Origin of the sequence: Cellulomonas sp. 73-92 (genome assembly GCF_001898175.1) — a bacterium.
Taxonomy (GTDB): domain Bacteria; phylum Actinomycetota; class Actinomycetes; order Actinomycetales; family Cellulomonadaceae; genus Cellulomonas.
On sequence record NZ_MKTH01000016.1, the window covers coordinates 43,789 to 62,123 of the forward strand.

An 18,335-nucleotide genomic window follows, 5' to 3' on the forward strand; every position below is an offset into this window, starting at 1 on the left:
CGCACTAGCCTGTCCCGGTGCCCGACGAGCCCGACGCCACCGACGACGAGGCGAGGGCGGTCGGCGCGGCGGCGTCCGTCGAGGAGCTGCTCGACCTCGCGGTGACCGCCATCGGCGGCACCCGACGGGACGGCCAGCACCAGATGGCCGTCGCGGTGGCCCATGCGGTCGAGACCGGTGAGCACCTGGCGATCCAGGCCGGCACCGGCACGGGCAAGTCGCTGGCCTACCTGGTTCCCGCCGTGCGTCACGCCGTGCTCGCCGACGAACGCGTGGTGGTCTCGACGGCGACGCTCGCGCTCCAGCGGCAGGTGACCGGGCGCGACCTGCCGCTCGTCGTCGACGCTATCGGCGGGCGCCTGCCCCGACCGCCGCGCGTCGCCCTGCTCAAGGGCTGGCACAACTACCTCTGCGTCCACAAGGTCGCCGGCGGCTATCCGGAGGGCGACGGCTCGCTCTTCGACCTGCCGGAGCCGGCCGGGGCCGCCGACCACCCCGCGCTCGCCGGCCAGGGCGGCCCGGCGCGCGGCGAGTCGCTCGGCGACCAGATCGTCCGGCTGCGCGAGTGGGCCGACGAGACGGGCACCGGCGACCGCGACGACCTGGTCCCCGGCGTCACCGACCGCGCCTGGCGGCAGGTCTCGGTGACGGCACCCGAGTGCCTCGGGCCCTCCTGCCCCGCACGCGTCGCGTGCTTCCCGACGAAGGCGAGGGAGGCGGCGCACGCCGCCGACGTGGTCGTGACGAACCACGCGATGCTCGGCGTCGCCGCGGCCAGCCAGGCGCCCGGGGTGCTGCCCGAGCACGACGTCCTCGTCGTCGACGAGGCCCACGAGCTTGCGGACCGGGTCACGGCCCAGGCGACCGCGGAGCTGTCGGTCGGGGTCGTCGAGCACGCCGCCCGGCTGGCGCGTCGCCAGGGCGGGGTGCCGACGACGGACCTCGACAGCGCCGGCCACGCCCTGGAGCAGGTGCTGGCCGACCTGCCGGAGAGCCGCTTCCCCGCCGGCCTGCCACCCGTCGCCCAGGACGTGGTGGCGGCCGTGCGCGACGCCGCGAGGACGCTGCTGACGGCTCTGAAGCCGGACTCGAAGGACCCCGCCGAGGCCGCGGGCGGGCGCAAGATGGCCTACTCCGCGATGCAGGCGCTGTTCGAGACCGCGGAGCGGATGGCGTCGGACGCGAGCGAGGCGAACGGCACCGTGCTGTGGTGCGCCCGGACCGAGGACCGCCGGGGCGAGGTGGTGACCCGGCTGCACGCCGCGCCGCTGTCCGTCGCCGGCCTGATCGGCGGCCACCTCGTCGCCGGGCGCACCGCGGTCCTGACGTCCGCCACGCTCACGCTGGGTGGCACGTTCGAGCCGCTCGCCCGCTCGGTGGGGCTCGGCGACGACTGGCACGGCGTCGACGTCGGCAGCCCCTTCGACTACCCCAGGCAGGGCATCTGCTACGTCGCCCGCCACCTGCCGGCGCCCGGCCGTGAGCCGGCGACCGAGGCGCAGCTCGACGAGATCGCGGCGCTGGTGGAGGCCGCGGGCGGGCGCACGCTCGGCCTGTTCTCCTCGCGCCGTGCGGCGACGGCCGCCGCCACCGCGCTGCGGCCCCGGCTGAGCGTGCCGATCCTGCTCCAGGGGGACGACCAGCTGCCGACGCTCGTCCGGCGGTTCGCGGACGACGAGCCCACCTGCCTGTTCGGCACGCTGTCGCTGTGGCAGGGCGTGGACGTGCCGGGCCCGACGTGCCGGCTCGTCATCGTCGACCGCATCCCGTTCCCGCGCCCGGACGATCCCCTGACGGCGGCACGGACGCAGGCGGTGGCCTCGTCCGGCGGCAACGGCTTCATGGCCGTCGCCGCGACGCACGCCGCGCTCCTGCTCGCCCAAGGGGCGGGCCGGCTCATCCGCTCGTCGTCCGATCGCGGCGTCGTCGCGGTCCTCGACCCGCGGCTGGCCACCGCGCGCTACGCGTCGTTCCTGCTGCGCTCGATGCCGCCGTTCTGGCTGACCACCGACCTCGAGGTCGCCGTGTCCGCGCTGCGCAGGCTCGCCTCACCGGGCTAGCCTCGACCAGGCGACGGCGCCGGGTGGCGGACGGGTGGAGGAGCAGCCATGACCGAGATGGACGCGTTCGACGAGGGCGGCCTGGCACACATCGAGTTCTCGCCGCGGCGCGCGGCCAAGCTCGGCATCGTCGGCGCCGGAGCGGTCGGCTCGACGATGGCGTTCGCCGCGCTCATGGCCGGGGCGGCCCGCACCGTGGCGCTCTTCGACATCAACCGCGCCAAGGTGGAGGCCGAGGTCCTCGACCTGTCGCACGGCATCCAGTTCATGCCGATGGCGGAGGTGACCGGGTCCGACGAGATCGAGGTCCTCGCCGACTCCGACGTCATCATGTTCACGGCCGGCGCCAAGCAGAAGCCGGGGCAGTCGCGCCTCGACCTGGCCGGGGCGACGATCTCCCTCGTCTCCAAGGTGCTCCCGGGGCTGGTGCGCGTCGCGCCCAACGCCGTGTACGTCATGGTGACCAACCCGGTCGACGTCGTCACGTACGCCGCCCTGAAGATGTCCGGCCTGCCGCAGAACCAGCTCTTCGGATCCGGCACCGTGCTCGACTCCTCGCGGCTGCGGTACCTCGTCGCCGCCGAGACCGGGGTCGCCGTGCAGAGCGTCCACGCCTACGTGGCGGGCGAGCACGGCGACACGGAGATCCCGTTGTGGAGCCTCGCGAGCCTGGGCGGCATGCCGCTGCTCGAGTGGCGGGGCGTCGGCAAGCACGGTCCGCTCACCGCGGAGCTGCGCGAGCAGATCGCACGCGAGGTCGTCGAGTCGGCCTACAAGATCATCGAGGGCAAGGGCGCGACGAACTACGCCATCGCGCTGGCGGGCACCCGGATCGTCGAGACGATCCTCAACGACGAGCACGGCGTGCTCCCGGTCTCGTCCCTGCTCGACGACTACTACGGGATCAGCGACGTGTGCCTGTCGGTCCCCACGGTGGTCAGCGCGAGCGGTGTCGGCGAGCGCCTGGCCGTCCCGCTGTCGCCCGACGAGCTGGACGGGCTGCGCCGCTCCGCGGACGCGGTGCGCGAGGTGGCGCACCGCTTCGGCTACTGACCGCTACAGGCTCCGCAGCACGCTGACGACGCGCCCGAGGATCGTCGCGGCGTCCCCGTCGATGGGGGAGTAGGCGCGGTTCTGCGGCATCAGCCACACGTGCCCGTCGGTGCGCCGCAGGGTCTTCACGGTGGCCTCGCCCTCGATCATCGCGGCGACGATCTCGCCGTTCTCGGCGACCTGCTGGCGGCGCACGACGACCCAGTCGCCGTCGCAGATCGCGGCCTCGACCATCGAGTCGCCGCGCACCCGCAGGAGGAAGAGCTCGCCGTCGCCCACCAGCTGGCGCGGCAGCGGGAACACGTCCTCGACGACCTGCTCGGCCAGGATCGGCCCGCCGGCGGCGATCCGACCGACGACGGGCACGTAGGCGGCGGTGGGGGTGCGGACGTAGTCGGGGGCGTCGGCGTCGATGCCCGCCGCCCAGTCGCCGGCGCCCTGCCAGGAGCCGACCGACCGGGAGTCGTCCGGGTGGACGACCTCCATGGCGCGCGGCTTCATGGGGTCGCGGCGCAGGTAGCCCTTCTTCTCGAGCACGCCGAGCTGGTGCTTGACGCTCGACGGGCTCGTCAGGCCGACGGCCTCGCCGATCTCGCGCATGCTCGGCGGGTAGCCGCGCTGCTCCACCGACGCGCGGATCGTCTGCAGCACCAGGCGCTGGCGGGCGGTGAGGCCCTCGCCGTCGGGTGCCCCGTCCGGCAGCTCGTGCACGGAGGCGAGCGCCTCGTGGTCCGCGGTCCGTCGCGAGTCCGTCACCATCTGTCCTTCCCCCGGGCCGGTCCTCCGGCGCTTCCCGGGCCGCCGGCGACGACCCGTGTCAGTGGTGCGTGGTGCGCTGTGCGCGTGCCGCCAGCCTAGGGCCTGCGACACGCCGGATCAAACAACTGTTCGAGCGTGTCTCGACGGATGTCGGTCCGATCTGGTAGACACCGTACATGCGTTCGACGTACGCCTGTTCGACCGGCACGCCGCTGGTTCCGCAGGCGCGGGGGACAGGGAGGCAGTCATGACCACGCTCACACTCGTCGGCGGCGGGGCGGTCCGGGTTCCGGCGGTGCCGGGCCGGCGGCGCCGCGCGCCTCTCCACCTCACCCGCCGCGGCCGGTTGGTCCTCGTGGTGCTCGCGCTGCTCGTCGTGGTCGCCGGCAGCCTCGTCGCGACGCGGGCCGCGGCCGAGGGCCCGTCGAGCGGCATCGAGGTGCAGCGCTACGTGGTGTCGCCGGGGGACACGCTGTGGGGGATCGCCACGGGCGTGGCCCGGCCGGGCGAGGACCTGCGGGACGTGGTGCAGCGGATCGAGGTGCTCAACAGCATGACGTCGGCGTCGGTCATCGCGGGCCAGGAGATCCTGCTGCCGGTCGCCGGCTGACGCGCTTGCGTCCGGTCGGGCCGTCCCCTAGCGTCCCTGGGGTTCGCGCGTCCGATGACGGGTGCGGACGAGCGCCGGCGAGAGGACGATCCGTGCACTGCCCGTTCTGCCGTCACCCGGACTCGCGGGTCGTCGACTCGCGGACGTCGGACGACGGCTCGTCGATCCGGCGCCGCCGGCAGTGCCCCAACTGCGGGCGACGCTTCACGACGCTGGAGACGACGAGCCTCTCGGTCGTCAAGCGGTCGGGGGTCGTCGAGCCGTTCAGCCGGGAGAAGGTGGTCGGCGGTCTGCGCAAGGCATGCCAGGGTCGGCCCGTGAGCGAGGACGACCTGGCGCTGCTGGCGCAGGGCGTCGAGGAGACGCTGCGGGCGTCCGGGCAGGCGGAGATCGACTCCTACGAGATCGGTCTGGCGATCCTGGGGCCGCTCCGGGAGCTCGACGAGGTGGCGTACCTGCGCTTCGCGTCGGTGTACCAGGCGTTCAGCTCCCTCGAGGACTTCGAGGCGGCCATCACGCTGCTCCGGTCGGCGCACGGCGCCACCGACGAGCCGGTGCCCGCACCGGCCGGTGAGGTGCTCGCCGCCGACGAGGCCGTCGACGAGCCGCAGCAGCCTCGCTGACCGGGAACCGGGTTGGCGTCGCCGGGCCGGGTACGACAGGCTGGGGCGTGACCCGAGGTGGAGGAGACACGATGGCCGCCGGTGAGCACGATGAGGAACCCCGCCCGACCGTGAGCGAGGACGCGAAGGCGCGCTTCCGCGAGGCGCTCGAGCGCAAGAAGTCCGCCCAGCACCGGACCGCTGGCGGCGCGAGCGGCGCGGCCGCCGTGCACGGCTCGGAGACGAGCGGCCCGACGCAGCGTCGCTTCCAGCGCAAGTCCGGCTCGTCCTGACGGCCCCCGGGCCCGCCGGGCGGGAGTGGCAGCGGCCGGCTACCTCCGCCTAGGACAGGACGCGCAGGCGCACCGACTCCGGACGCGCGGCGAGGGCGGCGACCACGTCGTCGGACACCGCCGAACCGGCGTCCGTCACCACGTAGCCGATCTCGCCGCGCGTCGCGAGCAGCTGGCCCTCGATGTTGACGCCGTGCTCGGCGAGGGTGGCGTTGACCGCCGCCAGCACGCCCGGGACGTTGCGGTGCAGGTAGGCGAACCGGTGCACGTCGGGGATCGCCTCGAGGGCGACGTTCGGCAGGTTGACGGACAGGGTGGTCGACCCGGTGGCGAGGTAGTCACGCACCTTGTGCGAGACGAACTGGCCGATCGCCTCCTGCGCCTCCTCGGTCGACCCGCCGACGTGCGGCGTGAGGATGACGTTGGGCAGGCCGCGCAGCTCGGAGTCGAAGGGGTCGCCGTTGCGCTTGGGCTCGGTCGGGAACACGTCGACCGCCGCCCCGGCGATCTGGCCCGAGCCGATCGCCTCCGCGAGGGCGGCGTAGTCGACGACGAACCCGCGCGAGAGGTTGAGGAACACCGAGCCGGGCCGCATCCGGGAGAACTGCTTGGCGCCGAAGAGCCCCGCGTTGCCCGCGCGGCCGTCGACGTGGAGCGTGACGATGTCCGCGGCGTCGAGCAGCTCGTCGAGCGAGTGCATCCGCCGCGCGTTGCCGAGCGCGAGCTTCTCGGCCGTGTCGTAGAAGACGACCGACATGCCGAGGTTCTCGGCGAGCACCGAGAGCTGCGTGCCGATGTTGCCGTAGCCGACGATGCCGAGCGTGCGCCCGCGCACCTCGTGCGAGCCGGACGCGGACTTGTTCCATACCCCGGCGTGCATCTGCTTGTCGAACTCGGTGAGCCGGCGGGTCAGCGCGATGATGTCCGCGATCGCGACCTCGACGACGGACCGTGTGTTGGAGAACGGCGCGTTGAACACGGCGACGCCGAGGCTGGCGGCGGCGCGCAGGTCCACCTGGTTGGTGCCGATGCAGTAGGCGCCGATCGCGAGCAGGTCGGGCGCCGCCGCGAGGACCTCGGCGCTCACCTGCGTCTTGGACCGGATCCCGAGCAGGCTGACGCCGTCGAGGGCCTCGATCAGCTCGGCCTCGTCGAGCGCGCCGGATCGTGAGACCACCTCGAAGCCTGTCGACTGCAGGATCTGGCGGCCGAGGGGGTGGACGTTCTCGAGCAGCAGGGCCTTGGGCACGGCTCTATGGTGCCTCTGTCCGCCCGTTGGTCCGAATCCGTCCCGCAGGCCGGACCGTCCGTGTCTAGCCGAGGACCAGCCCGGGCGGCAGGGGCGCCGCGTGCACCACGTGGAGCGTGACCGTCGGGCGGGTCATGGCGACGTAGAGATCGCCGGCCGCCAGGTCGGCGGGCTCGACGAGCACCACGACGTCGAACTCCAGGCCCTTGGCCTGCACCGGGGTGAGGACGACGAGCGGCGCGTCGAGGTCGACGTTGTCGGAACCCACCGGGGTGCTCGCCCCGGCCGGCTGCCCCGCGGTGGCCAGCGACCGCCGCACGGCGTCGATCCGGCCCTCGGACGCCACGACGGCGACCCGCCCGGCTCCCGAGGCGTCGAGGACGGCCCCCGCCGCGGCGACGGCCTTCGCCGCAGCGGCGTCGGCGAGCTCGTCGTCGGGCACGCGCTGGACGACGAGCGCGTCGGGGACGTCACGGGCTGACGTCAGCGGTGACACGGGCAGCCCGGCGGCGACCGCGACCCGGCGCGCGGCGTCGGCCACGGCGGCCGGGGTGCGGTAGTTGACGGTCAGCTCGGCGAGCCGCCACGAGTCGCGGAGCACGGGCTCGAGCATCGTCGGCCACGCGTGCGCCCCGGCCGCGGTGGACGTCTGCGCCACGTCGCCGACGATCGTCATCGAGCGGGTCGGCACCCGCCGCAGCAGCGTGCGCCACGCCATCGCCGAGAGCTCCTGCGCCTCGTCGACGACGACGTGCCCGTAGGTCCAGGAGCGGTCGGTCGCCGCCCGTTCGGCGGTCGTCAGCGACGGCCCGGCCGAGGTGAACCGGTCGGCCAGCGTGTCGGCCGAGACGAACGCGCTCGCCCAGGTGGTGGCGAGCACCTGACGGGCATACTCCACCTCCTGCGCGCGACGCTCCGCGTCGGCCCGCGCTTGGGCCCGCGCCGCCTGGTCGTCCTCCCCGAGCAGCTCCGCGGCCTCGTCGAGCAGCGGCACGTCGGCCGGGGTCCACGGCGCCCCCTTCGGCCGGGCGAGCACCTCCCGCTCGTGCGCCGACAGCTCGGGCGCCGCCTCGGCCAGCCGGTGGGGCTTGGCGAAGAGGTCGCCGACGAGGCCTTCGGGGGTCAGGGGCAGCCACGCCAGGTTGAGCGCGACGCGGATGTCGTGCGCCGTGCGCAGCTCCTCGACGACGCCGTCGCGGTCGTCGGGCGAGATGCCGAACGCGAGCTGCTCGGTGTACTGGTCGGCCAGGCGCCCGAGCATGTCGCGCACGAAGGTCGCCCGCGCGAGGTTGTGCGGCCGGTGCTGGCGGCGGGCGCGGGCGATCGCGGCGGCCACGTCCCGCGGCCGGATGACGATCGTCCGGCCGTCCACCCGCACCTCGACCGGCTGTGCCGGCACGCGCTGGCGGGCCTGCACGGCGCGCTCGATGATGCGGGACCACTCGGGGCGGCCCTTGATCGCCGCGACCTCGTCGGGCTCGGCGCCGTGGGCCGAGACGCCCGGGTACAGCTCGGCGAGCGTCGTCGTGACGACGCCGTTCTCGCCGAGCGACGGCAGCACCTGGTCGATGTAGTGCAGGAACGTCCGGCTCGGCCCGACGAGCAGCACGCCCGAACGGTCGAGCACGCGTCGGTGCGCGTAGAGGAGGTAGGCCGCACGGTGCAGCGCGACGGCGGTCTTGCCCGTGCCGGGTCCGCCCTGCACGACGAGCGCGCCGGACAGCTCGGAACGGATGATCGCGTCCTGCTCCGCCTGGATGGTCGCGACGATGTCGCCCATGCGTCCCGTGCGCCGGGCGGCGAGCGACGCGAGGAGCGCGCCCTCGCCCGACAGGTGCTCCAGCGCCTCGCCGTCGGCGTGCTCGAGGTCGAGCAGCTCGTCCTCGACGCCGGTGACCGTGCGCCGCGACGTGACGAGGTGACGCCGGCGCAGCACGCCGTCCGGGTGAGCCGCCGTGGCGCGGTAGAACGGCTGCGCAGCGGGCGCCCGCCAGTCGGTGAGCAGCGGTGTCTGGTCCTCGTCGGTCAGCCCGATGCGGCCGACGTACCGCCGCTCCCCGTCGGCGAGGTCGAGCCGTCCGAACGCCAGCCGCTCCTCCACCGCCTCGAGCTGGGCGACGCGGTCCTCGTAGAGCGTGGCGAACGCATCGCGCTCGCTGCGGTTCTGCGGCGAGCCCGACGGCCCGGCCTTGCGGACGTCGGCGAGCCGCCGTCGCGTCTGGGCACGGAGCGAGTCGAGGCGGGTGTAGAGCTCGTCGAGGACCTTCTGCTCGTCGGCGAGCTCCTCCTGCCGTGCTGCCACCTGGCGTGCCCCCGTCCGGGTCGGATGTCGCGCCCGCGGCCGGCCGCGCACAACGGGCCGTCCATTATCCGCCGTGCGGAGGCCTGCCCACACCGGGTGCTCGCGCGCTGCCGGGAAGAGCCGGCGCCGCCGGGTGGTTGGGTGGGGGAGAGGACGACGAAGGAGCAGATGGGACATGCTGGATCCCGCCGAGATCTACGAGGTGGACGAGAACGTGGCCGCCGAGCTCGCCGAGCTCGCCGCCGCCGGCACCGGGCCGGTGCTGGTGCACGCCGTGCGCGGGTTCGTCGACGCCGGGCACGCGGGCGAGATCGCGGCCGAGCACCTGGTCGACGAGCTGCCCACCCGCCGGCTGGTGACGTTCGACGTCGACCAGCTGCTCGACTACCGCTCGCGCCGGCCGATGATGACCTTCGACGCGTCGACGTGGCGCGAGTACGAGGACCCCGAGCTCGTCGTCGACCTGGTCGACGACGCCGACGGGACGCCTTTCCTGCTGCTGCACGGCACCGAGCCGGACGTGCAGTGGGAGCGGTACGTGGCCGCTGTGCGGCAGCTGGTCGAGCGGTTCGCGGTGCCCCTGACAGTGGGCATCCACGGCGTGCCGATGGGCGTGCCGCACACCCGGCCGATCACCCTGACCGCGCACGCGACGCGCCCGGACCTCGTCGGCGACCTCCCGTCGTGGTTCGGCATGGTCCGCGTCCCGGCGTCCGCCCAGACCCTGCTCGAGCTGCGGCTGGGGCAGTCCGGCCACGACGCGATGGGCTTCGTGGTGCACGTGCCGCACTACCTGGCCCAGTCGACGTACCCGCAGGCGGCGATCGCGGCGCTGCGCCGGTTGGAGCGCGTCGCCGGGCTGGAGCTGAAGATCGGTGAGCTCGAGGGCGCCGCCCAGGAGGCGGCGCGGCAGATCGAGGAGCAGGTGGCCGGCTCGCCGGAGGTCGCATCGCTCGTGCAGGCGCTCGAGGAGCAGTACGACGCCTTTACGCGCGGCATCGGCCGGGCCGGTCTCCTCGCCGCGACGGACCTTCCGACGGCAGACGAGCTGGGTGCCGAGTTCGAGCGATTCCTGGCCGAGCAGGGCCCGGACGAGGGCTGACGCGCCGTTCCGCATTCCGGTGCGCGTTTACCAGATCGTTGTCGGGCTTTATCGGATCGTTGCGTAGCAGGACCTTTGCGCCTTCCGAAACGATGGCGGCGATAGCAGGCGTCATGCGAGGATGCCTGCGTTGCAGTGACGTGCGGACGCTCGACCGGCAGGCTTGCCCCACCGGGTCAGGACGTGAGGCATTGCGGCAGCGGGGCAGGCGCGGTGCCTGCACCGTCACCGGGCAGAAGGAAGCAGGACATGGCACAGGGTGCTGTCAAGTGGTTCAACGCCGAGAAGGGCTACGGGTTCATCGCCCAGGACGGCGGCGGCGCCGACGTCTTCGTCCACTACTCGGCCATCGAGTCGCAGGGCTACCGGACGCTGGACGAGGGCCAGCGCGTCGAGTTCGAGATCACGCAGGGCAACAAGGGCCCGCAGGCCGAGCACGTCAAGCCGCTCTGATCGACGCCGACGGTCCACGCGACCGTCGTGACGACATCGAAGGACCGTTCCCGCATCGGCGGGAGCGGTCCTTCGTCGTTCGCGGGGTGGTGGGTCAGGACGGCACGTCGTAGCGCACGGGCGCGCGCCCGACGAACTCGGCCAGCTCCTCGTCGACGAGGATGCGGGCCGGGACGGGAAGTGTCCGCAGCGCCCGCGCGAGGGCGGCGCCGCCGAGCAGGTCGGGATCGTCCGTCCCGGCGACCACGACGTTGCCGTACCGCCGGCCGCGCAGCACCGCGGGCTCGGCGACGAGGGCGCAGTGCAGGAAGACCGAGGCGATCGTCGCGCCTTCGCTGCGGGCGAGCGCGAGCGGCGGGCGGTCGGCGCAGTTCGCCAGGTAGACGCCGCCGCGGCGCAGCACGCGGGCGACCTCGGCGGTGAACTCCCGCGTGGCCAGGTGCGGCGGGGTTCCGTCACCCGCGAAGGCGTCGCGGACGACGAGGTCGGCGCCGCCGTCAGGCAGGGTGGCGAGCGCCTCGCGTGCGTCGCCGACGCGGATGCGCAGCGCCGGCGAGCGTGGGAGGTCGAACCAGCGCCGGACGAGCTCGGCGAGCACGGGGTCGACGTCGACGGCGAGCTGGCGCGAGCCGGGACGGGCGGCGTCGAGGGCGCGGGCCAGCGCGCAGCCCGCGGCGCCGAGGTGGACGGCCGCCAGGGGCCCGGCGGGCAGGCGTGCGGCGACCGCGGCCATCTGCTGCATGTACTCGAACTCGAGCCGCGTCGGGTCGACGAGGTCCAGGTGCGAGCTCGGCACGCCGTTGACCAGCAGCGTCACGCCGTCCGGGTCGTCGCGCTCCCGCTGCACCTCGGCGGTGCCGGTGGCGATCGGCACGGGCCCGGCCGGCCACGGGACCGGTGTCGGTGGCCGGTGCGACGCTGAGCGGGACATCGGGCAAGGCTACGGTCGTCGGCTGGTCGTGGCGGCGGGTTGGGGCTTGACGTGGGTCGAACAGGTGTTCGATGATGGGGGCGGAGGTGACGGACATGACGGTCGCGCAGTTGCTGGCGCGGGCCGACACCGAGCTGCTCGCGGCGCAGTTCTCGGGGGAGGCCTGGGAGCGGTTCACGCACGCGCACCTCGCGGCGGTGCGCGCGGCGGCCGCCGTCGTGGCCGCACGAGGCCGCCTGTCGCGGCGGGGGGCACCACGCACGGTCTGGGAGATGCTCGTGACGGTCGCCCCTGAGATGTCGCGGTGGGCGGCGCTGTTCGCGGACGGTGCCCGGCTGCGGGCCGCCCTCGAGGCGGGCCGGTTCGACGCGGTGTCGGCCGCGCGGGCCGATCAGGCGCTGTGCGACGCCGAGGACTTCGTCGACGACGCCCGCGCGGCGGCCCTCGACGAGTGGCCGGGCGCCGGGTCGTCGTCACGGATGCTCACCGTGAGGGCGTCGTGAGCCTCGGCTCGGTGGGCTCGGTGGGCTCGGTGGGCTCGGTGGCGTCGTGAGCCGGGGGCCGCGGTCGTCCGCGGCGCGCCGCGACTGGGGGCGGGACGAGGAGGGCTGTTCGATCCTCCACGTCGACATGGACGCGTTCTTCGCGTCGGTCGAGCTGGCACGGCGCCCGCAGCTGCGTGGCCTCCCGGTCATCGTCGGCGGGGCGCAGCGTGGCGTGGTGCTGGCGGCGACCTACGAGGCGCGGGCGTTCGGGGTCCACTCCGCTATGCCGATGGCGCAGGCCCTGCGGCTCGCGCCGCAGGCGGTCGTCGTGCCCCCCGACCACCGGACGTACCACGACGTCTCCGAGGGCGTCATGGGGATCCTGCGCGACGTGACGGCGCTCGTCGAGCAGGTGAGCATCGACGAGGCCTTCCTCGACGTCGCGGGCGCGCGCCGGCGTGCGGGGCCACCGACCGTCATCGCCGAGCTCATCCGGCGGCAGGTGCGCGAGCGCTACGGCATCACGTGCTCGGTCGGCATCGCGGCGACGAAGTTCGTCGCGAAGCTGGCATCCGGGCACGCCAAGCCCGACGGGGTGCTGCTCATCCCACGCGCCGCCACCGTGGACTTCTTGCGCGTGATGCCGGTCGGCGCGCTGTGGGGCGTCGGCGAGCGCACAGAGGCGGCGCTGGCGCGCTGGGGCATCACCACCGTGGCTCAGCTGGCGGACAGCGACCTGGCCACGGTGCAGCGGGCGGTGGGGAAGGTCGGTGGGGCGCACCTGCACGACCTCGCCTGGGGGCGCGACCCACGGCCGGTGCACCCGGGGCGGGAGGAGAAGTCGGTCGGCGCCGAGGAGACGTTCGCGGAGGACGTCGCGGACCCGGTGGTGGTGCAGGCCAAGGCGCTGCAGCTGGCGGACCGGTGCGCCGAACGGCTCCGCAGCCACGGGCTGGTGGCCCGCACCGTCGCCGTGAAGGTCCGGGCGAGCGACTTCCGCACCCTGACCCGGGCGAGGACCCTGGCGACCCCGACGGACGTCGGCCGCGAGATCTACCTCGCGGCACGCGAGCTGCTGGCCGGCGTCGATCTCGGTGGCCTGCCGGTGCGGCTCGTCGGCGTCCGGGCCGAGGGCCTGACGCCCGCGTCGGAGACGGTCCGCCAGCCGACGCTCGAGGAGGCGGCCGCCGAGGATGCGGGTGACCGCCGGCAGGCGGAGCGGGCGATGGACGAGGTTCGCCGCAGGTTCGGGGCCGGCGCGATCCGGCCGGCGTCGGCGCCCGCGGTCACCGGAGAGAGGTCGACTACCACCTTCGTTCCAGCGGACCTATCCTGAGGTTCCAGAGGGTTTCCGGGTGGGACGGGGGTTCCAATGCCTCTCTCCGAGTACGAGCAGCGCGTTCTCGAGCAGATGGAGCGTCAGCTCGCGTCCGATGACCCACGCCTGGCCAACACGCTGACGCAGCGCGGGCGACGGCCGGTGCTCCGGTATGTCCTGTCGGGAGTCGGTGCGGCGGCCGGCCTGCTCCTGCTCGTCCTCGGGGCAGCCACCGCCAAGCCGGCGCTCGGCGTGGTGGGCTTCGTCCTCATGTTCGCCGCCGTGGCGTACGTGTTCGCCGCGCCGCGCAGGCACAAGACGCCGGCCGAGGCCGGCGCGGCCCAGCCCGCTCAGCCCGCGGCCGCCCCGCACGGCCGGTCGGCCGGCCGGCGCCGCGGCTTCATGACTCGCTTGGAAGAGCGGTGGGATCGCCGTCGCGGCGAGTCCGGTCGTTGATCTGCCGCTCCACCGCGTGACGCACCGTCCCCAGCCAGTGGTGCAGGTCGGCTGAGGTGGTCGGCTGCGGCCGCGGCGCGTAGCGCTCCTGCTCCACGGCCGAGGCGAGGCGCGTCAGCGCCTCGAGGGCGGGTCCCTCGAGGGTCCGGCCGGTCCGCTCGGCCAGCCGGTCCTGCACGGTCCGCACCGCGGCCCGTGGGGTCGTCGCGTCGGACCACGTGATCGACGCCCGCCGCGACAGCAACCGCCGCAGGTGGTGCCACGCGCGCTCGCACGTCAGCTCGACGGGCCGCCGGCGACGGCGGACGACGAGGAGCACGCCGGCGGCGACCAGGCCGACGAGGACGACTCCCGCACCGGTCGGCAGCCACGGCCCGTGACCGGTGATGGCGCGGCCGATGCCGCCGGAGGTCGTCGGCCCGCCGCTCGTCTGCGTGCCGGTGGTCCCGCCGCCGCGGCCGATCTGCGCCGCATCGAAACCGGGTCCCGTGGACCCGCCCGACAGTCCGGCGAGGGGGTCGCTCCACACGGGCGGCTGACCGGTCTGCTGGGCCGGCGTCGGCTCGAACCGCACCCACCCGTAGCCGCGGAAGTACAGCTCCGGCCAGGCGTGGGCCTGCTTGCCGGTGACGACATAGGTGAAGCCGCCACCGTTCGGCTGCACCGTCCCCGGCAGGAAGCCGACGGCGACGCGCGTGGGGATCCCGAGCGTGCGGCCCATGATCGCCATGGCGGTGGCGAACTGGACGCAGTAGCCGCGACGGTCCTGCAGGAAGTCCCACACGGCGTCCTTCGTGGTCGCCGGTGGCACCCGGGTGTCGTAGGTGAAGTTCGCCGTGGAGCGCAGGTACGTCTGCAGCGCCATCGCCTCGTCGTACGGCGTCGCCGCGGTGCCGACGACCTGCTTGGCGAGCGCCCGGATGTCGGCGAGGTGCTGGGAGTCCGGCAGCTGCAGGTAGTCGTCCGGGCCGGGCGGCGTCTCGACGCCGGCCTTCTTCAGCTCGTCGGCGGTGAGGGTGGGGACGTAGACCTGCATGGAGTACTGCTGCCCGGCGGTCGTGGGCGTCCGCCCGTCCACCTCGTCCCGGGTCGCGTCGTACGTCCACTGCCCGTCGACCTGCAGGGTCCGGGCGAACGTGGTGATCGGGAGCTGGGACTGCTGCAGGTTGTTGAGCGTCACCGAGACGTCGAGGACGCGCGGGTTCGTCGGGTCGATCACCTGGGGCGTGCCGGCACCACCGCCGAGCACCTGGTCCGGGGCCCAGCCCCTCCCGAGGGTGGCGTCGCTCCGGTGCCACTCGCGGCCGTCGAACTGGTCGACGGTGAAGGCGCGCAGCGGTCCGACGGAGGTGGCGTTGGGCGGCAGGCCCGCCGTCGGGCTCGGGGTGGGGGTGGGCGCCCCGGGGGCCGCCGTCGCGGCCGCCGCGCGGGCGTCGGGCGTGGTGACGGTGTAGGTCAGGACCGCCTGCGACGAGCGCGTGCCCAGGCTGTCGCGCAGGTCGAGGGAGTCCGAGAGCTGGAGGGGTCCGGTGGGTCCGGAGCCGAGGTTGGGCAGGGCGACGGCGGCCCACGCCGGCAGCGACGAGAGGACGGGGGCCGCGACGAGGGCGACGACCACGGTGGCGACCGCGCCACCGACGATCGCGCTGCCCTGCCGCAGCCGCACGGCGTCGCTCACCGGAGGCGCCGCGCCGACGGCGAGCAGGAGCAGGTAGGACAGGCCGGTCCAGAACAGCCCCCAGCCGTTCGTCGGGAAGCTGAGGAACACCGCGGGCAACCAGAAGGCGACCAGCGGCAGGGCGGCGAGGGCCGGCACCGCGGCGCCCAGCGCCAGCGCGTCGACCAGGAGGAACACGCCGACGGCCGCGGTGACGACGATGACGTCGGCGGACCGCTGCGCGGGCATCGGCACCATGGAGTCCTGGATCAGCCGCAGGCCCTGGCGCCCGAGGCCCCACGTGCGCGAGACGGGGTTCGCCCCCGGCTGTGCGGGGTCACCGCCGTAGGCGAGGACGATCCCGACCACCCCGGCCGCGAGCCCGACCACGCTCGGCAGCCACGCCGACCGCGTGAGCGCGCGGACACCCGCCGTCACCATGGCGAGCAGCACCACCGCGGTGCAGGCCGACGACAGCCAGGAGCCGTGCTCGATCAGCCCGGACAGGGCGAGGAGGCTGCCGCACGTCGCGGTGACCGCGAGCACCGAGCTGAGCAGGGCGCGCGGGCCCCGGCCGATCGGTGCGGGCCGGTCCGACGCGCTCACGGTGCACCGCCCAGCAGCCGCATCCAGCAGTCGATCACCGGCTCGCCCGTCGACACGCGCGCGGCGTGCCAGCCGGCCCGCCGCAGCGCCCGCAGCGTGTTCTCGGTGGCGGCCGCCTCGCCCGGCTGGCGGGAGTCGGCCCGCACGAGGGCCCAGCCCTGGGCGGAGTCGCTGATGCGGGCCAGCTCGGTGCGCGCCCCCGGGGTCAGGGGTCCGAGGACGGCGAGCACGATGTCGTCGCCCTTGCCGGAGGTCTGGATCATCCGCACGGCGGCCGCGAGCCGCTGTTCCGCCTCGGGCTCGGTGCGTGGGCCGACGAGGTCGATGAGCGGGTCGAGCAGGGCGGCACGTGCCATCGGCCCCGACTTGGCGTGGAGGAACGCCGGGACCTCGCCGCTCTCGCCGAGGCCGGCGCCGAGCAGGCGCACCGGGTGCCCGGCCTCGAGCATCGCGACCGCCAACGACGCCGCCAGCGAGATCGACCACTCCACCGCCGCCGGCCGCGCCGGCTGGTCGAGCAGCACCGTGACCGGCCGCATGCCCGCGCGCTCGTCGGACCGCACGAGCAGGGAGCCGCGGCGCGCGGAGGAGCGCCAGTGCACCCGGCGCAGGTCGTCGCCCTCGCGGTAGTCACGCAGCGAGGCGTCGTCGGTGGAGGGGGAGCGGGCGCCGAGCGCGACGCGGTCCGGCTCACCGACGAGCGCCTCGCTCGGCGCCGGCAGCGCGACGATCGCGGGCCAGACCGCGACCTCCGCGACCGAGCCGACGTTGGCGGGGGCGCGGACGACGCCGAACAGGTCGCCGCGCGTGACGACGAGCGGGCCGAGCGTCCACCGGCCGCGCCGCGCGGCCCGCACCGTGTAGCGGACCTCGACGGTCGACGGTGTGCGCTCCACCCGGGCGCGCAGCGCCCGGCCCCCCGACAGCTCGCTCGACGCCTGCTCGGCGAACCGGAGCCCCGCGAGCCTGGCGCGCGCGGCGGCGTCGCCGGCCTGCACGTGGATCGCCACCTGCGCCGTCTCGCCGACGTGCAGCGGGTTGGGCGTCACGCTGCGCCGGACGTCGATGCGGTGCCGGTTGCGGGCCGGTGAGCGCCACGCGACGAACGCCCCGGCGCCGACGACGAGCACGACGGCCGCCAGGCCGATGCGGACCAGGTCCAGCGACCCCAGCAGGCCACCGAGCACGACGAGCGCGGCGCCGCACCCGGCGAGGGCCCAGCCGCGGACGGTCGGCCGCGGGAGCATCAGCCCGTCGCCCGCCGTGCGCGGGCGGTGACGGGCTCCGGGAGCGGCACGCGCGTCACCGCGTCCGCCACGAGGTCCGACGTGGTGCGTCCGGAGAGCCGCGACTCGGTGCTCGGCAGCAGGCGGTGCGCCAGGACCGGCACGGCCAGCTCCTGCACGTCGTCGGGCAGCACGTGGTCGCGCCCGGCCATCGCCGCGACGGACTTGGCGGCGCGCAGCAGCTGGATCGCCGCGCGCGGGGAGGCGCCCAGGCGGAGCCCGGTGTCCTCGCGCGTGGCGCCGACGAGCGCCACGACGTACCGCTTGACCGAGGGGGAGGCGTAGAGCCGGCGCACGACGTCCGCCATCCGCGCGACGTGCTGGGCGTCGGTGACGGGGGTGAGGTCGAGGAGGGGGTCCGACGTCTCCTGCCGGTCGAGCATCTCCAGCTCCGACTCGGGGCTCGGGTAGCCCACCGTCAGCCGTGCCATGAAACGGTCGCGCTGGGCCTCGGGGAGCGGGTACGTGCCCTCCATCTCCACCGGGTTCTGCGTCGCGATGACGAGGAACGGCCGCGGCAGCGGGTAGGAGCGCCCGTCGACGGTCGCCTGCGCCTCCTGCATGCACTCGAGCAGGGCCGACTGCGTCTTGGGGGAGGCGCGGTTGATCTCGTCGCCGATCACCACGTGGGCGAACACCGGGCCGGGGCGGAACTCGAACTCGTGCGTCTGGGTCCGGAAGATGTTGACGCCGGTCAGGTCGCTGGGCAGCAGGTCCGGCGTGAACTGGATCCGGCCCACCGCGCAGTCGATCGTCTTGGCGATCGCCTTGGCGAGGGTCGTCTTCCCGACGCCGGGGACGTCCTCGAGGAGCAGGTGCCCCTCGGCGAGCAGGACCGACAGGCTGACGCGCACGAGGTCCGGCCGGCCTGTCATCACCGACTCGATCCCCTGGCGCATGCGACCGGTGACGTCGACGACGTCGGCCAGCTCTGCCTCCGTGGGGACGGCAGCGAGCATGTGCACCTCCTCGGGCTTCCCCTGCAGCGTACGTGCTGACGGCCGGGAACGGGGCTGGTCGGCGAGGAAGGTTCACCGGGCCGGGAGCCGTTCCGGCGGCCTCGTCGGCCCCTCCACTTCCCTCCACACCCGGAGCCTCGCCGCGCTCCGGAGG

At 74.6% G+C, this 18,335-nt stretch carries 17 protein-coding genes; 10 read left to right on the plus strand and 7 right to left on the minus strand.

Translation table 11 applies throughout. The features are described from left to right. Positions 1-17 precede the first annotated feature (17 nt). Together BGO37_RS12285 and BGO37_RS12290 are read left to right on the plus strand one after the other, a co-directional pair. Positions 18-2,060, plus strand: a complete 2,043-nt coding sequence (locus BGO37_RS12285; protein ID WP_291755286.1) for an ATP-dependent DNA helicase — start codon at positions 18-20, stop codon at positions 2,058-2,060. 57 nt (positions 2,061-2,117) lie between these two features. Further along, positions 2,118-3,113 (plus strand): L-lactate dehydrogenase, encoded by a 996-nt coding sequence (locus BGO37_RS12290; RefSeq protein WP_291755399.1) that lies wholly within the window; start codon positions 2,118-2,120, stop codon positions 3,111-3,113. Between the two features lie 3 nt (positions 3,114-3,116). On the opposite strand, the gene lexA is transcribed toward BGO37_RS12290, so the two are convergent. Continuing rightward, a complete protein-coding gene (gene lexA, locus BGO37_RS12295) occupies positions 3,117-3,872 on the minus strand; it encodes a transcriptional repressor LexA (protein ID WP_291755288.1) in 756 nt (251 codons plus the stop codon). A gap of 247 nt (positions 3,873-4,119) precedes the next feature. Between lexA and BGO37_RS12300 the strand changes: the two genes are divergently transcribed. The 3 genes from BGO37_RS12300 to BGO37_RS12310 all read left to right on the plus strand — a co-directional run bounded on the left by BGO37_RS12300 (position 4,120) and on the right by BGO37_RS12310 (position 5,377). After that, positions 4,120-4,482 carry a LysM peptidoglycan-binding domain-containing protein gene (locus tag BGO37_RS12300; RefSeq protein ID WP_291755290.1) on the plus strand — a complete coding sequence of 121 codons (363 nt, stop codon included), beginning with the start codon at positions 4,120-4,122 and terminating at the stop codon, positions 4,480-4,482. Positions 4,483-4,574: 92 nt separating this feature from the next. After that, positions 4,575-5,105: a transcriptional regulator NrdR gene (nrdR, locus tag BGO37_RS12305; RefSeq protein WP_291755293.1), complete on the plus strand. Its 531-nt coding sequence runs from the start codon at positions 4,575-4,577 to the stop codon at positions 5,103-5,105. A 71-nt stretch (positions 5,106-5,176) separates the two neighbouring features. After that, positions 5,177-5,377 carry a DUF5302 domain-containing protein gene (locus BGO37_RS12310; RefSeq protein ID WP_291755294.1) on the plus strand — a complete coding sequence of 67 codons (201 nt, stop codon included), beginning with the start codon at positions 5,177-5,179 and terminating at the stop codon, positions 5,375-5,377. Positions 5,378-5,426: 49 nt separating this feature from the next. Here the strand turns inward: BGO37_RS12310 and serA are convergent, their stop codons facing one another. Both serA and BGO37_RS12320 read right to left on the minus strand, forming a co-directional pair. Continuing rightward, positions 5,427-6,626 carry a phosphoglycerate dehydrogenase gene (gene serA / locus BGO37_RS12315; RefSeq protein ID WP_291755296.1) on the minus strand — a complete coding sequence of 400 codons (1,200 nt, stop codon included), beginning with the start codon at positions 6,624-6,626 and terminating at the stop codon, positions 5,427-5,429. 64 nt (positions 6,627-6,690) lie between these two features. Beyond that, complete coding sequence (locus BGO37_RS12320; protein ID WP_291755299.1) at positions 6,691-8,928, minus strand: AAA family ATPase; 2,238 nt, start codon at positions 8,926-8,928, stop codon at positions 6,691-6,693. 175 nt (positions 8,929-9,103) lie between these two features. On the opposite strand from BGO37_RS12320, the gene BGO37_RS12325 reads away from it, so the two are divergent. Next, entirely contained in the window at positions 9,104-10,030 is a 927-nt protein-coding gene (locus BGO37_RS12325; RefSeq protein ID WP_291755300.1) for a proteasome assembly chaperone family protein, read from the plus strand. Positions 10,031-10,279: 249 nt separating this feature from the next. Continuing rightward, positions 10,280-10,483, plus strand: coding sequence for a cold-shock protein (locus BGO37_RS12330; RefSeq protein WP_291755301.1), 204 nt, complete (start codon positions 10,280-10,282; stop codon positions 10,481-10,483). A 94-nt stretch (positions 10,484-10,577) separates the two neighbouring features. On the opposite strand, the gene BGO37_RS12335 is transcribed toward BGO37_RS12330, so the two are convergent. Continuing rightward, the gene (locus BGO37_RS12335) at positions 10,578-11,414 is read right to left on the minus strand and encodes a spermidine synthase (RefSeq protein ID WP_291755302.1); all 837 of its coding nucleotides are present in this window, start codon (positions 11,412-11,414) and stop codon (positions 10,578-10,580) included. 95 nt (positions 11,415-11,509) lie between these two features. Here BGO37_RS12335 and BGO37_RS12340 point away from each other — a divergent pair, with 95 nt between their 5' ends. Genes BGO37_RS12340 through BGO37_RS12350 form a run of 3 tightly spaced genes read left to right on the plus strand, consistent with a single transcriptional unit; the run spans position 11,510 to position 13,673 of the window. Continuing rightward, positions 11,510-11,917, plus strand: a complete 408-nt coding sequence (locus BGO37_RS12340) for an SAV_6107 family HEPN domain-containing protein (protein WP_291755303.1) — start codon at positions 11,510-11,512, stop codon at positions 11,915-11,917. 46 nt (positions 11,918-11,963) lie between these two features. Next, entirely contained in the window at positions 11,964-13,235 is a 1,272-nt protein-coding gene (locus BGO37_RS12345) for a DNA polymerase IV (RefSeq protein WP_291755304.1), read from the plus strand. A 36-nt stretch (positions 13,236-13,271) separates the two neighbouring features. Continuing rightward, positions 13,272-13,673 (plus strand): DUF3040 domain-containing protein, encoded by a 402-nt coding sequence (locus tag BGO37_RS12350; protein WP_291755305.1) that lies wholly within the window; start codon positions 13,272-13,274, stop codon positions 13,671-13,673. Here BGO37_RS12350 and BGO37_RS12355 read toward each other — a convergent pair. Genes BGO37_RS12355 through BGO37_RS12365 form a run of 3 tightly spaced genes read right to left on the minus strand, consistent with a single transcriptional unit; the run spans position 13,618 to position 18,181 of the window. After that, positions 13,618-15,936 (minus strand): DUF3488 and transglutaminase-like domain-containing protein, encoded by a 2,319-nt coding sequence (locus tag BGO37_RS12355; protein ID WP_291755306.1) that lies wholly within the window; start codon positions 15,934-15,936, stop codon positions 13,618-13,620. The two genes, BGO37_RS12350 and BGO37_RS12355, sit on opposite strands and share 56 nt — an antisense overlap. Next, entirely contained in the window at positions 15,933-17,183 is a 1,251-nt protein-coding gene (locus tag BGO37_RS12360) for a DUF58 domain-containing protein (protein ID WP_291755307.1), read from the minus strand. The genes BGO37_RS12355 and BGO37_RS12360 overlap by 4 nt, the downstream gene beginning before the upstream one ends. Further along, positions 17,183-18,181, minus strand: a complete 999-nt coding sequence (locus tag BGO37_RS12365; protein WP_291755308.1) for a MoxR family ATPase — start codon at positions 18,179-18,181, stop codon at positions 17,183-17,185. The genes BGO37_RS12360 and BGO37_RS12365 overlap by 1 nt, the downstream gene beginning before the upstream one ends. Positions 18,182-18,335: the final 154 nt, after the last annotated feature.

Coding starts and splice junctions, on each gene's coding strand:
- BGO37_RS12290 (WP_291755399.1), top strand. CDS start 2,118: ATGGACGCGTTCGACGAGGGCGGCCTGGCACACATCGAGTTCTCGCCG.
- lexA (WP_291755288.1), bottom strand. CDS start 3,872: ATGGTGACGGACTCGCGACGGACCGCGGACCACGAGGCGCTCGCCTCC.
- BGO37_RS12300 (WP_291755290.1), top strand. CDS start 4,120: ATGACCACGCTCACACTCGTCGGCGGCGGGGCGGTCCGGGTTCCGGCG.
- BGO37_RS12310 (WP_291755294.1), top strand. CDS start 5,177: ATGGCCGCCGGTGAGCACGATGAGGAACCCCGCCCGACCGTGAGCGAG.
- BGO37_RS12325 (WP_291755300.1), top strand. CDS start 9,104: ATGCTGGATCCCGCCGAGATCTACGAGGTGGACGAGAACGTGGCCGCC.
- BGO37_RS12330 (WP_291755301.1), top strand. CDS start 10,280: ATGGCACAGGGTGCTGTCAAGTGGTTCAACGCCGAGAAGGGCTACGGG.
- BGO37_RS12335 (WP_291755302.1), bottom strand. CDS start 11,414: ATGTCCCGCTCAGCGTCGCACCGGCCACCGACACCGGTCCCGTGGCCG.
- BGO37_RS12340 (WP_291755303.1), top strand. CDS start 11,510: ATGACGGTCGCGCAGTTGCTGGCGCGGGCCGACACCGAGCTGCTCGCG.
- BGO37_RS12350 (WP_291755305.1), top strand. CDS start 13,272: ATGCCTCTCTCCGAGTACGAGCAGCGCGTTCTCGAGCAGATGGAGCGT.
- BGO37_RS12360 (WP_291755307.1), bottom strand. CDS start 17,183: ATGCTCCCGCGGCCGACCGTCCGCGGCTGGGCCCTCGCCGGGTGCGGC.
- BGO37_RS12365 (WP_291755308.1), bottom strand. CDS start 18,181: ATGCTCGCTGCCGTCCCCACGGAGGCAGAGCTGGCCGACGTCGTCGAC.